The 13,625-nt window shown below is 72.7% G+C and carries 9 protein-coding genes; 2 read left to right on the top strand and 7 right to left on the bottom strand.

Features of this window, described 5'->3' with window-relative positions; all coding sequences use genetic code 11:
* Positions 1 to 119: 119 nt before the first annotated feature.
* The 4 genes from SPRI_RS10790 to SPRI_RS10805 all read right to left on the bottom strand — a co-directional run bounded on the left by SPRI_RS10790 (position 120) and on the right by SPRI_RS10805 (position 7,069).
* Positions 120 to 1,565 carry an aldehyde dehydrogenase family protein gene (locus SPRI_RS10790; RefSeq protein ID WP_005311267.1) on the bottom strand — a complete coding sequence of 482 codons (1,446 nt, stop codon included), beginning with the start codon at positions 1,563 to 1,565 and terminating at the stop codon, positions 120 to 122.
* A 130-nt stretch (positions 1,566 to 1,695) separates the two neighbouring features.
* Entirely contained in the window at positions 1,696 to 2,655 is a 960-nt protein-coding gene (locus tag SPRI_RS10795) for an EamA family transporter (protein WP_005311269.1), read from the bottom strand.
* A gap of 430 nt (positions 2,656 to 3,085) precedes the next feature.
* Positions 3,086 to 4,666 carry a PucR family transcriptional regulator gene (locus tag SPRI_RS10800; RefSeq protein WP_053556882.1) on the bottom strand — a complete coding sequence of 527 codons (1,581 nt, stop codon included), beginning with the start codon at positions 4,664 to 4,666 and terminating at the stop codon, positions 3,086 to 3,088.
* A 180-nt stretch (positions 4,667 to 4,846) separates the two neighbouring features.
* The gene (locus SPRI_RS10805) at positions 4,847 to 7,069 is read right to left on the bottom strand and encodes a type IV secretory system conjugative DNA transfer family protein (RefSeq protein WP_063805392.1); all 2,223 of its coding nucleotides are present in this window, start codon (positions 7,067 to 7,069) and stop codon (positions 4,847 to 4,849) included.
* Between the two features lie 406 nt (positions 7,070 to 7,475).
* On the opposite strand from SPRI_RS10805, the gene gabT reads away from it, so the two are divergent.
* Together gabT and SPRI_RS10815 are read left to right on the top strand one after the other, a co-directional pair.
* Entirely contained in the window at positions 7,476 to 8,810 is a 1,335-nt protein-coding gene (gene gabT, locus SPRI_RS10810; protein ID WP_005311274.1) for a 4-aminobutyrate--2-oxoglutarate transaminase, read from the top strand.
* A gap of 102 nt (positions 8,811 to 8,912) precedes the next feature.
* A complete protein-coding gene (locus SPRI_RS10815; RefSeq protein WP_078535244.1) occupies positions 8,913 to 9,731 on the top strand; it encodes a phosphatase PAP2 family protein in 819 nt (272 codons plus the stop codon).
* Here the strand turns inward: SPRI_RS10815 and SPRI_RS10820 are convergent.
* The 3 genes from SPRI_RS10820 to SPRI_RS10830 all read right to left on the bottom strand — a co-directional run bounded on the left by SPRI_RS10820 (position 9,682) and on the right by SPRI_RS10830 (position 13,613).
* Entirely contained in the window at positions 9,682 to 11,484 is a 1,803-nt protein-coding gene (locus SPRI_RS10820) for a chitinase (protein ID WP_037773641.1), read from the bottom strand. The two genes, SPRI_RS10815 and SPRI_RS10820, sit on opposite strands and share 50 nt — an antisense overlap.
* A 105-nt stretch (positions 11,485 to 11,589) precedes the next feature.
* Entirely contained in the window at positions 11,590 to 12,045 is a 456-nt protein-coding gene (locus tag SPRI_RS10825; protein ID WP_005311280.1) for a hypothetical protein, read from the bottom strand.
* Between the two features lie 155 nt (positions 12,046 to 12,200).
* A complete protein-coding gene (locus tag SPRI_RS10830; protein ID WP_037773643.1) occupies positions 12,201 to 13,613 on the bottom strand; it encodes an NAD(P)/FAD-dependent oxidoreductase in 1,413 nt (470 codons plus the stop codon).
* Positions 13,614 to 13,625 lie beyond the last annotated feature (12 nt).

The following is a 13,625-nucleotide window of genomic DNA, read 5'->3' on the forward strand; positions in this document are numbered from 1 at the left end:
GCGGCGATCGACTCCAGGCCGGGACCGTCCACCCGTGCCGCAGGTCAGGCCCGTACATACGAAGACGGCCGGAGCCCCCGCACAGTGGGCTCCGGCCGCCGGTCGCGGACGTACGGGCGTTACAGCGCCAGTCCGGTGAGGACCAGCACCCGCTCGTACGTGTAGTCGTCCATCGCGAAAGCCACGCCCTCACGGCCGACGCCGGACTGCTTGGCGCCGCCGTACGGCATCTGGTCGGCGCGGTAGGAGGGGACGTCGCCGACGATCACGCCGCCGACCTCGAGGGCGCGGTGGGCGCGGAAGGCGGTCTGCACGTCGTGTGTGAACACGCCTGCCTGGAGGCCGTACTTGGAGTCGTTGACCGCCGCGAACGCCTCCGTCTCGCCGTCGACCTTCGTCACGGTCAGGACCGGGCCGAAGACCTCCTCGCAGGCGAGGGTGGCGTCGGCCGGGACGTCGGTCAGCACGGTGGGCGCGTAGGTGGCGCCGTCGCGCTTGCCGCCGGTGAGCAGCTTGGCGCCGCCCTGCACCGCCTCGTCCACCCACGCCTCCACGCGCTTCGCGGCGTCCTCGCTGACGAGGGGGCCGACGTCGGTGGCGGCGTCGGACGGGTCGCCGGTGACCTGCGCCTCGACCGCGGCGACGATCTTCGGCAGCAGGCGGTCGTGGACCGTCGCGTCGGCGATCACGCGCTGCACGGAGATGCAGGACTGGCCGCCCTGGTAGTTGGAGAAGGTGGCGATGCGCGTCGCCGCCCAGTCCAGGTCCTGCTCGCTCGCGAAGTCGGCGAGGACGACGGCCGCGCCGTTGCCACCGAGCTCCAGCGTGCAGTGCTTGCGCGGGACGGAGTCCATGATCGCGTAGCCGACCTTGTCGGATCCGGTGAAGGAGATCACCGGCAGGCGCTCGTCCTGCACCAGAGCGGGCATCTGGTCGTTCGGCACGGTCAGCACGGACCAGGAGCCGGCGGGCAGGTCGGTCTCCGCGAGCAGCTCGCCGAGGATCAGTCCGGACAGCGGGGTCGCCGGGGCGGGCTTCAGGATGATCGGCGCGCCGACCGCGATCGCCGGTGCGATCTTGTGGGCGCAGAGGTTGAGCGGGAAGTTGAACGGCGCGATGCCGAGCACGACACCCTTGGGGAAGCGGCGGGTCAGCGCGAGACGGCCCTGGCCGCCGGCGTCGGTGTCGAGGCGCTGGGCCTCGCCGCCGTTGAAGCGGCGGGCCTCCTCCGCGGCGAACCGGAACACCGAGACGGCCCGGCCGACCTCGCCGCGGGCCCACTTGATCGGCTTGCCGTTCTCGGCGGAGATCAGCTGCGCGATCTCCGCCGTGCGCTCGACCAGGCGCTTCGACACGTGGTCGAGGGCGGCGGCGCGGACGTGGGCCGGCGTGGCGGCGAACTCGTCGCGCACGGCGTACGCGGCGGCGACGGCCTCCTCGACCTGGTCGGCGGTCGGTACGGAGACCTTGCCGACGAGGCGGCCGTCCCAGGGGGAGGTGACGTCGAGGACGGTCTCGCCGGTGGCCTGGCGGCCGGCGAGCCAGAAGGCGTGGGTGGAAGTCATGCGGAGTCCCGGCCCTTCCGAAGTAGTGGGGTCTGCTCGGTTGCTCTCTCCACACGGTAGGGCCGCGGGTCCGCCGGGTCGTTTGTCCGGCGTGGAGTGGTCATGCGCCCCGGCTGGCCGCTTTGGCGAGTCAGCGGCGTCTTTCCGTGGACACGATCAGGCAGACCCCCGCCACGACCACGATGCCGCCGACCGCGATCGGCCAGGACAGCCGCTCGTCGAGCACCAGCGCGCCGAGCAGGACGGCGACCACCGGGTTGACGTACGCGTAGGTGGCGACGAGGGAGAGCGGGGCGTTGTGCAGCAGCCACGCGTAGGCGGTGAAGGCGAGCAGCGAGCCGAAGACGATCAGGTAGGCGAGCGCGGTCCACGAGCGGGCGGAGACATCACCCAGGACGAACCCGTGGTGCTCACCCCTGCCGAGGGCGACGAGGGCGCAGCCGATGCCTCCCGCGACCATCTCGTAGGCACTGGTGGCGAAGGGGTCGGCCGGCATCGGGATACGGGAGGAGGAGAAGGAGCCGATCGACCACATGAGCGTCGCGGCGATCACGGTGAGCACGCCCGTTATACGCACATCGCCGCTGAGGCCGGGCAGCGTCAGCACCGCGAGTCCCGCCAGTCCGAGCGCCACACCGCCGTAGGCGCCGGGGCCGGGACGCTCGCCGGACGCCCGGCGCAGGACGACGACCCAGGCGGGGACGACGGCGATCAGCAGCGCGGCGAGACCGGAGGGGATGGAGGTCTCCGCGAGGACGACCAGGCCGTTGCCACCGAGGAGCAGCAGCAGGCCGACGACGGCCGCGGAGGCGAGCTGGCGCCCGGTGACCTTGAGCGCTGCCGGGCCGCGCCGCCAGGCGACGAGCGCGCCGAGGACCAGACCGGCGACGACGAACCGGATCGCCGCGGAGACGAACGGCGGCATCGTCTCGACGACGATGCGGATGCCGAGGTAGGTGGAGCCCCAGACGACGTACACGATGACGAGGGCGGCCCAGACGGCTCCGGACAGCCGTCGGCGGGCAGGGGCGGCCGGACGCGCGGCGAGGTCCGGCGCGGCGGACGCCGGCTCGGTGGCGGGGTTTGTCATGCGCAGGAGATTAGAGAGCCGAGAGCGTCGAAACCAACAATCCTGCCCGGAAACGGGCAGGATCGGTTGCGTTCGGCACTCAATCGCGCAACGGGCCGCCGTTCGCGCGGGTGCCGTCCCGCGACCGCGCGTCCGCCTCCGCCCGCGCGTGCGCCTCCGCCCGCGCGACGGCCGGTCGTCCCGACGGCCGGTTCATCCGGACCGGCCGTTCATCCGGACCGCCGGTACATCCTCACGGCCCGCATCCGGACCGCCGGTGCATCCCCACGGCCCGTTCATCCCGGACCGCCAGTACATCCCCACGGCCCGTTCATCCGGACCGCCAGTACATCCCCACGGCCCGTTCATCCGGACCGCCAGTACATCCCCACGGCCCGTTCATCCCGGACCGCCAGTACATCCCCACGGCCCGTTCATCCGAACGGCCCGTTCATCCCCGCTGGGGCTCGCCCGTCGCCTTGAGTGCCAGCCACAGCTCCATGCGTACGTCCGGGTCGTCCAGCGAGCGGCCGAGGATCTCCTCCACGCGGCGCATCCGGTACCGCAGCGTGTGGCGGTGCACGCCGAGGTCGGCCGCGGCGGCGTCCCACTGGCCGTGGCGCGACAGCCACGCCCGCAGCGAGGCGACGAGGTCGCCCCGGCCGGTCGCGTCGTGCTCGTGCAGCGCGCGCAGCATGCCGTCCGCGAACGCGCGCACCGCGTCGTCGCCGAGCAGCGGCACGATGGAACCCGCCGCCAGTTCCTCGTGCTCGACGAGGGCGCGGCCGCGCCGCCGGGCGACCGAGAGCGCCTGCTCCGCCTGCTTGTACGCGACGGCGGCCGCGGTCGGACCGGTCGGCGCGGAGAGCCCGACGTAGACCTCGGCCTCGTCGGCGTCCTTGTCCCCGTAGGCCGCGAGGCAGGCGGCGGCCACCGCTCCGCCGTCGACGGCGAGCAGCACCGTGCGGTCCTCGGTCCCGTCGGGCACGGCGAGGAAGGTCTCCCCGGCCCGGCCCGCCGCCGACTCGACCGACTCGGCGAACGCGCCCAGGGCTGCGGGCCTGTCGCCCACACCGGTGTCCGGGTCGCCGGCCGTCTCGGCGATGAGCAGCCGGAACGGGGCGTCGAGCAGCCCGCCGTACAGGTCGCCCGCGACGGCTCTGGCGTGGTCCGGCTGTCCGGACAGCAGCATCCGCAACACCGCCGCGCCCAGGCGCTGTTCGGCGGCCTGCAAGGACCGGGACTGTTCCGTCGCGAGGGTCAGCAGGGCGACCGCGGAGTGCACGGCGTAGCGTTCCGCGGTCCCCAGCGGGGCTCCGGTGCCGACGGCGAGGGCGCCGCGCACCCGGCGTCCGGTGCCGAGCGACTGGAGCTCGACGCGGTCGTCGTCCTCGGTACCGCCGACCACGGCGCTCGCGGGCGCGGCCCGCTCGCGCAGCCTCTCGACGTCGGTGGTGAGGCGGGCCGCCCGCCGGGCCGCCCAGTCGGGGGCCGCGGCGACGACCGCGCCGGAGGTGTCGTACAGCGCCGCCCATCCGTCGATGTGCGCGGCGAGCCGCGCGACGACGGCTCCCGGCCCCTCGGTGAGCGCGGCCCGGGTCAGCTCGCGCTGGGCCTCGAACCCGGCCGTCACGGCCCGGTACTGGTCGGCGGCGATGGCCGCGGAGACGGCCTTGCTGATCGCGAGGAACGGGGTGCGGCGCGGCACTTCGAGGAGCGGCAGTCCCTCCTCCCTGGCGGCCTCGACGAGCGCTTGGGGGATGTCCTCGTAGTAGACGCCCACGGCGAATCCCAGTCCGACGACACCCGCGCCGACCAGCCTGCGCACATAGCGGCGCATGGCCTCGTGGTCCTCCGCGTCGAGGGTCATGGCGGTGACGAGCAGCAGCTCGCCGCCCTCCATGTACGGCACGGGATCGGCAAGCTCGCTGACGTGTGCCCACCGCACCGGTGTCTCGAGCCTGTCCTCTCCGGCGCGCACGGTGAGTTTGAGCGCCGAGTGCTGGACGAGCGAGGCGAGCGTGGGCGGCATGGGACCTGGGGCCCTTCGAAAGGGGACGGCGGTTCGGATTTCGCCGTCCCGTATGAACGGCGTACGTCGATTCTGCCAGGGCGTAGCAGTCCCCGGCCGCCGGCCGTCCCCCGCTCAGGTCACCGGCGGCCTCTGTTCAGGCCGCCGGTGCGATCGCACCAAGGTCCCCGGCTGCCCCGCTCAGGTCCGCAGGTCCACCAGCAGCGGCGGTGCGTGCTCCCCCCGTACGGACGTCAGCGACAGCACCGCGTGCCCGGCGGGCACCGAGTGGGCGAGGTCGGACGCCGACCAGCGGGCGCGTTCGACCTCGCGCACGGTGACCGCCTCCGCGGTGGCCGCCTTTCCGGTGACCAGGCGGCGCATCATGTGCAGCGCCTTCGTCAGGGGCTCGTCGGAGATGATCTGCCGGTTGGTGACGTCCCGTGTCTGGACCCACTCGGTGCCCCAGGTCTCGGCGAACCGGCCGCCGTCCCAGGGGGCGAGGCCGGAGAACGCCATCCGGCAGCCGACGGCGCCGAGCAGCGGGCCGCGCAGCGGCTCCGGCACGTCCTCGAGGGTGCGCAGCGCGAGGACGACGCCGGCGTTCGCGGAGCGCAGCCGTTGCAGCGCGCGCACCGAGTCGGCGGTGACGGTGCTGGTCGCGTCGTCCAGGACGAGACAGGCGAAGAGCGAGCGGTCGGAGCGGGTGAGCGCCGCCTCGGTGAACTGGGCGAGCACCAGCCGGGCGATGATCCGCGAGGCCTCGGCGTGGCCGCGCTCCGGCAGGTCGACGCGGACCCGCAGAGGGTGCTCGATGGCGCGCAGGGAGAAGGTCCGCCCCTCGCCGTCGGTACGGAAGAACGAGGCGAACGCCGGCCGGTCGAGGAAGGCGATCCGTTCCGCGAGCAGCACGCCGATGTCGTCGCCGCGGGCCGACTGGCGTTCGCGGGCGTCCAGTTCACGCAGCTGGGACGCCTCCCCCGCCCGTTCGAGGGCCGTGCGCAGCGCGCCGAGGGCGGCCGGTGCCCCGCCGAGCAGTTCCCGCAGTTCGGCGACGGCGGGGAAGTGGCCGTGCACGCACCGGTAGGGGCCGATGAGCTGGGCCAGCGCGGTGGCGGCGCGCCGGCTGTCGCCGCCGGGCAGACCGGCGGCAAGGTCCCCGACGAGCGCCTCCGCGAGGATCCGGGCGGCCTCGTCCGGGTCCTCCGCGCCGCCGTAGAGGTCGAGGTCGTGGGTCGAGTCGGGGCGGCCGACGGAGATCACGAGGTCGAAGTCGCCGTCCGTGGCGACGGCGGCCCCGTGGGCGGTGACGGCGACGACGGCGGCGCGGTTGGCGAGCGCCAGCAGGCACAGGGACTCGACGACGGGCCGTACGAGCCGCACGCTCTTGCCGGACCCGGAGGGCCCGACGGCGAGCAGCGACGTGCCGAGCAGGGCAGGCTCCAGGGCCACGCCGGTGGTGCGGCGGGCGTACGGATTACGGGCGTCGTCGACGACGGTGCCGATCTTGACCTGGCCTGTCGCCAGGTCGTGCGTCGCGGTGCGCACCGGCAGGTCCCGCAGGCCCGACGGGTGGGCGCAGGCGGCGGGGCCGTGCCTGCGCACGGTCTCCGCGAAGGCGGCGAGCCGCTCGGGCCGGGCGTGGACGCCCTGCCAGGCACGCCGGATCCGCGCGTAGTCCACATCGCCGAGGGTCCCGTTCAAGGTGGCCTCGGCGAGGCGTTCTGCGGCCTCGGTCAGACCGGCGCCGCGCAACTCCGGCCATTCGGCGGGGTCCTTGGGCGGTGGCGGGGCGTCGGGCAGCGGTCCCGCCGTCCTCGCGCGCCTGCGCTGCACGACGGGCCAGGTCCCGGCCCTGCCGACGGCGGCGACGACCGCCGCGGCGAGGAGCACGTAGTAGATGTTCGAGAACCAGGTGAGCCAGGTGACGGTGCGCGGCATCTCGCGCCAGACGCCCGGGAGGAGGACGAACAGCGGCCACAGCGGCACTCCGTACCGCTGCCAGATCTCCTGCCAGTTCCCGACCCGGCCGAAGCCGACGGCGAGCAGTCCGAGCACCAGGCCGTTGTAGAGATAGCTCGCCAGGACGTACATCTCGACGTTGGGGTCGGTGGGTGACCGCCAGGCGTCGGGCACCGACCACAGCATGGGCAGCAGCCACCAGTCCTCGACGAAGAACCACCACCCCTCCAGGTAGCCGTTCCACAACAGCGACCAGAGCAGCCAGCCGCACAGGTAGGCGACGAAGGCTCCACTCAAGAGTTGCCTGGCGGGGACGAGGTCCGGTTCCTCTTCGGGGCGGTCACGGTGGCCGAGCCGCCAGATCCCGGGGGCCGCGGCGGGCCGGGGCACGCGGAGCCACTCCGCGACCTTGGGCCGGGTGGCCGGGGCGTGGCCCGGCCGGGCGGGGGTGCCGGGCGGCACGGACGGTACCTCCGCCGGCGGACCGGCGGGACGCGGCACGGGATTGGCCCGTGTGCCGCGTGCGTCGTATGTGCCTTCGGATTCCATGAACCGCTGCCCCCTGACCAGCCAGGCCCGCTCTCTGCACGGTCAATCTAGTGGGTACGCCCCTTGGGCGGACGGCACACCGGGCCATGATCCCGTGTCCCGGCGTGCCGAGCGGCTCGGTGCCCTGCGGATGCGGCCGGATTTCGCCCTCTCCGGCCCGTCCCGCGCCGCCGTGTCCGCACGCGACCGCGCGCCTATGGCCGTGGCGGACAACGACACACCCCCAATACTCCCGATCGGCGCATGCCCGCACCGGCGCGGCGCACCTAGCCTGCGGAGAAAGACAACAAGCGTCCGGATACACCCCCAGGAGCCCCTCATGACCGCAATCCCGCAGGAGCGCCGCGTCGTCACCGCCATCCCCGGCCCGAAGTCGATCGAGCTGCAGGCCCGCCGTACCGCGACGGTCGCCGGTGGGGTGGGGTCCGTGCTGCCCGTGTTCACGGCCCGCGCGGGCGGCGGGATCATCGAGGACGTCGACGGCAACCGTCTGATCGACTTCGGCTCCGGCATCGCCGTGACCTCGGTCGGCGCCTCCGCGGAGGCCGTCGTACGCCGGGCGAGCGCCCAGCTCCAGGACTTCACGCACACCTGTTTCATGGTGACGCCGTACGAGGGCTACGTGGAGGTCTGCGAGGCGCTCGCCGAGCTGACCCCGGGCGACCACGCCAAGAAGTCGGCCCTGTTCAACTCGGGCGCGGAGGCGGTCGAGAACGCCGTCAAGATCGCGCGTGCCCACACCAAGCGCCAGGCGGTCGTCGTCTTCGACCACGGCTACCACGGCCGCACCAACCTCACGATGGCGCTGACCGCCAAGAACATGCCGTACAAGCACGGCTTCGGCCCGTTCGCGCCCGAGGTGTACCGGGTGCCGGTGGCGTACGGCTACCGCTGGCCGACCGGTCCGGAGAACTGCGGCCCCGAGGCCGCCGCGCAGGCCATCGACCAGATCACCAAGCAGATCGGCCCGGAGAACGTCGCCGCGATCATCATCGAGCCGGTGCTCGGCGAGGGCGGTTTCATCGAGCCGGCCAAGGGCTTCCTGCCCGCGATCGTGAAGTTCGCGAACGACAACGGCATCGTCTTCGTCGCCGACGAGATCCAGTCCGGCTTCTGCCGGACCGGCCAGTGGTTCGCCTGTGAGGACGAGGGCGTCGTCCCCGACCTGATCACCACGGCCAAGGGCATCGCCGGCGGTCTGCCGCTGGCCGCCGTCACCGGCCGCGCCGAGATCATGGACGCTCCGCACGCCGGCGGCCTCGGCGGCACCTACGGCGGCAACCCGGTCGCCTGCGCCGGTGCGCTGGGCTCCATCGAGACGATGAAGGAGCAGGACCTCAACGGCAGGGCGAAGCGGATCGAGGAGGTCATGAAGGGCCGCCTGACCGCGATGCAGGAGAAGTACGACGTCATCGGCGACATCCGCGGCCGCGGCGCGATGATCGCGATCGAGCTGGTGAAGGACCCCGCGACGAAGGAGCCCGACGCCGCGGCGGCCGGCGCGCTCGCCAAGGCGTGCCACGCGGAGGGCCTGCTGGTCCTCACCTGCGGCACCTACGGCAACGTGCTGCGCTTCCTGCCCCCGCTGGTGATCGGCGAGGACCTGCTGAACGAGGGTCTCGACATCCTCGAGCAGGCGTTCGCCCGCCTCTGACCGGCGGCGACGAAGCCACTCTGTGAAGAAGCTGTGGGGGGCCGATGGCGGGATGGAGATCCGGCTGTCGGTCCCCTTCTGCCTGACGTACGGTTTCTGCAGATGAGAGAAACACCCCGCTCGCAGGAGACTGCGGGCGACCCCAGGCCGGAGCCTCCCCAGCCCCGTCCTGGTCGTGCCCTCGCGCACACCACTGGAGCTGCAGGCTCCGGAACTCCTCACCGATCGGATGGCCGCCCGCCCCAAACCCCCCGGGGCGCGCGGCAAACCGGTCCGGCCGGCCACCTCGGAACCACCCCCCCTGTTCCGATGTGGCCGGCCTCTCGGCGTTCCCGGGCCGCCGTCCTTCTCTGCCTGACGCTCTTCGCGCTGATCACCTGGCAGGTGGCCGTCGAGGGGCCGCTGTTCTTGGCGGACGTACGACTGGGCCGTGCCCTGTTCGGCACCGGGCCCGCGGCCGTCACCGAATTCCTCGCCGATCTCGGCAGCACGGCCGTCGCGCTGCCCGTCCTCGCGGCGGCGGCCGGACACGTCCTGCTGCGTGAGGGACGGCGGTGGCTGCCGGTGTTCGCCGCCGTGGCGGCGGTGGCGGCGGTGCCCGCGCTGGTCGTCCCGCTGAAGCTCTGGATCGCCCGTCCCGCCCCACTGGAACCGGGCACCGGCTGGTACCCGTCGGGCCACACCGCGACCGCGATGGTCGCCTACTGCGGGGCCGCGCTGCTCGTCACCCCGTATCTGCGCCGCAGATGGGCGATGCCCGTCGCCGGGGTGCTCACCCTGGCGACGGGCATCGGTCTGGTGCTGCGCGGCTACCACTGGCCGCTGGACGTGCTCGGCAGCCTGTGCCTCTTCGGGGCGCTGCTGCCGTTCCTCAACTCCACCTGTAGGCGTCGAAGTTCTTCGAGAACTCGAACTGGTTGAAGCGGTCCCAGTTGATGGACCAGGTCATCAGGCCGCGCAGGGCGGGCCAGGTGCCGTGGGTCGCGTAGCTGCCGCAGGACGTCTTCTTCGTCAGGCAGTCCAGCGCCTTGTTCACCTCGGCGGGTGACGTGTGGCCGTTGCCCGCCTGGGTGGAGGCCGGCAGGCCGATCGCGACCTGTTCGGGGCGCAGGGCGGGGAAGAACTTCGACTGGTCGCCCGCCACCGGGAAGCCGGTGAGCAGCATGTCGGTCATGGCGATGTGGAAGTCGGCGCCGCCCATGGAGTGGTACTGGTTGTCCAGGCCCATGATCGAGCCGGAGTTGTAGTCCTGGACGTGCAGCAGGGTGAGGTCGTCGCGCAGGGCGTGGATGACCGGGAGGTACGCGCCGGCGCGCGGGTCCTGGCCGCCCCAGGGGCCGGAGCCGTAGTACTGGTAGCCGAGCTGTACGAAGAAGGTCTCGGGGGCCATGGTGAGCACGAAGTCCGAGCCGTACCTGCCCTTGAGGGTCTTGAGCGCCGAGATCAGGTTGACGATCACGGGCGAGGTGGGGCTGCGGAAGTCGGTGTCGCCGGTGTTCAGCGACAGGGAGTGGCCCTCGAAGTCGATGTCGAGGCCGTCGAGGCCGTAGTCGTCGATGATCTTCGAGACCGAGGTGACGAAGGCGTCGCGGGCTCCCGTGGTCGCGAGCTGTACCTGGCCGTTGGCGCCGCCGATGGAGATCAGCACCTTCTTCCCGGCGGCCTGCTTGGCCTTGATCGCGGCTTTGAACTCCGCCTCCGACTCCACGGTCGGGCACTCGGCGACCGGGCACAGCTTGAAGCGGATGTCGCCGGAGGTGACCGAGGTCGGTTCGCCGAAGGCGAGGTTGATGACGTCCCACGAGTCGGGGACGTCGGCCATGCGGGTGTAGCCGGAGCCGTTGGCGAAGCTCGCGTGCAGGTAGCCGACGAGGGCGTGGGCCGGCAGGTCGCCACCGGTGTCGCCGCCGCCGGAGGTGGTCGTGACGCTGACGGCAGGGGACTTGGGTGACTCGCCGGCCTCGTTGACGGCGGAGACCTGGAAGTTGTAGGTCGTGGCGGCGGTCAGCCCCGTGACGGTGGTCGACGTGCCGCCGACGGTCGCGACCCGCGCGCCGTCCCGGTAGACGTGGTAACCGGTCGCGCCAAAGGAGGAGTTCCAGGTCAGCGGCACGGAGGTGGAGCCGGGGCTGCCGGCGCGCAGGCCGGCGGGCGCGGCCGGGACGGTCGCGGGGTCGCCGCCGGGGCCGAGGAGGGAGATGTCGTCGGCGTGGTAGGCGGGCGTGCCGTACCAGCCGTGGGTGTAGAGCGTCACGGAGGTGGTCGAGGCCCCGGTGCGGAAGGAGGTCGTCAGTTTCTGCCAACCGGGCGCGGACGCCGTCCAGGTGGAGACGTCGGTGGTTCCCGTGCCCGACGCGCCGAGGTAGACGTAACTCCCCTGGACCCAGCCGCTGAGCGTGTAGTCGGAGTTCGGCTTCACGGTGACTGTCTGGGCGCACTTCGCGTTGTCGCTGCCGGCCGGGGTGGCCTTGAGGGCGGAGGTGCCGCTGTGGGTGGGCGAGGAGACGGCGATGCCGCTGCCCGCCGTGCAGGTCCAGCCCGCAAGTCCCGCTTCGAAGCCTCCGTTGCGGGCGAGTTCGGTGTCGGCCGCGGCGGCCGCACCGGTGGTGGCGACGAGTCCTGTGACGGCGAGGACGGCTGCCGCAACGGCAGCCGTAAGTCTTGTGCGGTCCACAACAGCCTCCGGGCATGGGGGGATTCGAGTGCGGCGGCCCACAACCTGGTCCAGACCAATCAGGTTGTCAAGACCTCTGGCACCACTCGGACGGCCACGCCGCGCTCAGTCCCTGCCGCGCGCGAGCCCTGCGGCGGCCTCGTGCATCGCGAGCTCCAGCAGCGCGGGATCGGTGAGTGTCCCCGAGCCGTCCGGGGGGATCAGCCAGCGCACCCGGCCCGCCGTCCCGCCCGGACACGGCACGACGATCCAGGTGCCCTGCCCGGCGGCGCGGACGCCCGTGCCCAGCCACCGTTCCGCGGTGCCGGGCGGTACGAAGAAGCCCATGCGGGACTCACCGAATCCGGAGAGCACCGGACCCGGCCGGTCGACCAGCCGGGTCAGCACGTCCAGGGTGGGGTAGCCCAGCTCGCCCGGCAGGATCAGTACGTCCCAGCGCCTGCCGGCCGGAAGCAGGGCGATACCGTCCCGGCTCCGCTCCCACTCCCACCGGCAGGCCTCCGGGTCCGGCGCCGCCGTCGCCAGCCACTCCATCGCGTTCCTGGCGCTCGATGCGCTCATGATCCGGTCTCCGTTCCGTGTGTACGAGGCTGCTTGCACACACAGAGAGCGGGGCGCGGCCCTTCTATTACGCGACTTCGGCGATCGTTCCGGGGTGAACCGCCGTCGCCCGCCGGGTCCGGGACGCGGCGGGCGAAGAGGGGCGGAACGGCGGGTCAGCTGTCGAAACCGAGCCCGAAGCGGTCCATCGTGCGCAGCCACAGATTGCGCCGGCCGCCGTTGGCGTCGGCCCTGGCCATGGCCCGCTTGGTCAGCTCGATCCCGGCCCACGCCACCGGCTCCGGCGGGAACGGGAGCGGCTTGCTGCGCACCATCTTCAGCTCGGTCCGCTCCGTCCGCTCCCCCGAGAGCAGGTCGAGCATCACATCGGCGCCGAACCGGGTCGCGCCGACGCCGAGACCCGTGAAGCCGGCCGCGTAGGCGACCTTGCCGCCGTGGGCGGTGCCGAAGAAGGCGGAGAAGCGCGTGCAGGTGTCGATGGCGCCGCCCCAGGCGTGGCTGAAACGGAGCCCTTCGAGCTGCGGGAAGCACCGGAAGAAGTGCGACGCGAGCTTCAGATAGGTCTCCGGCCGGTGGTCCATCTCGGCGCGCACCTTGCCGCCGAAGGGATAGACGGCGTCGTAACCGCCCCACAGGATGCGGTTGTCGGCGGTGATGCGGAAGTAGTGGAACTGGTTGGCGCTGTCGCCGAGCCCCTGGCGCCTCTTCCAGCCGACGGAGGCGAGCTGGGCGGCGCTGAGCGGCTCGGTCATCAGGGCGTAGTCGTAGACCGGGACGGTGTAGGCGCGTACCCGCCGGACCAGCGAGGGGAAGACGTTCGTGCCGAGCGCGACCCGGTGCGCCAGGACGCGGCCGCAGGGGGTGCGGACCACCATCCCGGGGCCGGAGGGGGCGAGCCGAAGGCCGGGGGTGTTCTCGTAGATGCGGACGCCCAGTTCCAGACACGCCCGCCGGAGGCCCCACGCCAGCTTCGCCGGGTGCAGCATCGCCACCCCTCGGCGGTCCCACAGCCCGCCGAGGAAGGTCGGTGAGTCGACCTCCGCGCGCATCGCGTCCGCGTCGAGGAGCTCGAGACCGGTGAATCCGAGCCGGGTCGCCTGCTGGTGCATCTCATGGAGCTCGGCGAGCTGATGGGGCTCGGTGGCGACGTCGATCTCACCGGTGCGTTCGAAGTCGCAGTCGATGCGGTACCGGCCGACGGCCTCCTCGATGGCGTCGAGGTTGCGCCCGCCGAGCTCCTCCAGCTCGGTCAGCTCGTCCGGCCAACGGGCCAGCCCGTTGCCGAGGCCGTGGGTGAGCGATGCGGCGCAGAAGCCGCCGTTGCGGCCGGAGGCGGCCCAGCCCGCCTCCCGGCCCTCGATCAGCACGACGTCCCGTGCCGGGTCCCGCTCCTTGGCGAGCAGCGCCGTCCACAGCCCGCTGTAACCGCCGCCGACGACGAGGAGGTCGCACCGCTCGTCGCCGGCGAGGGCGGACAGCGGCTCCGGCTTGCCGGGGTCTTCCAGCCAGAAGGGCGCGGGCCGGGCGTCGGAGAGTGATCGTGCAGAGGTCATGGCGGCTGGGGCCATGGTTCCCACTCC

Source organism: Streptomyces pristinaespiralis, from assembly GCF_001278075.1.
Lineage (GTDB): Bacteria > Actinomycetota > Actinomycetes > Streptomycetales > Streptomycetaceae > Streptomyces > Streptomyces pristinaespiralis.

Bases quoted from the DNA above. Each gene is read 5' to 3' on its own strand.
- gabT (WP_005311274.1), top strand. From the start codon at position 7,476: ATGACCGCAATCCCGCAGGAGCGCCGCGTCGTCACCGCCATCCCCGGC.
- SPRI_RS10830 (WP_037773643.1), bottom strand. From the start codon at position 13,613: ATGGCCCCAGCCGCCATGACCTCTGCACGATCACTCTCCGACGCCCGG.
- SPRI_RS10795 (WP_005311269.1), bottom strand. From the start codon at position 2,655: ATGACAAACCCCGCCACCGAGCCGGCGTCCGCCGCGCCGGACCTCGCC.
- SPRI_RS10800 (WP_053556882.1), bottom strand. From the start codon at position 4,666: ATGCCGCCCACGCTCGCCTCGCTCGTCCAGCACTCGGCGCTCAAACTC.
- SPRI_RS10825 (WP_005311280.1), bottom strand. From the start codon at position 12,045: ATGAGCGCATCGAGCGCCAGGAACGCGATGGAGTGGCTGGCGACGGCG.
- SPRI_RS10815 (WP_078535244.1), top strand. From the start codon at position 8,913: ATGAGAGAAACACCCCGCTCGCAGGAGACTGCGGGCGACCCCAGGCCG.
- SPRI_RS10790 (WP_005311267.1), bottom strand. From the start codon at position 1,565: ATGACTTCCACCCACGCCTTCTGGCTCGCCGGCCGCCAGGCCACCGGC.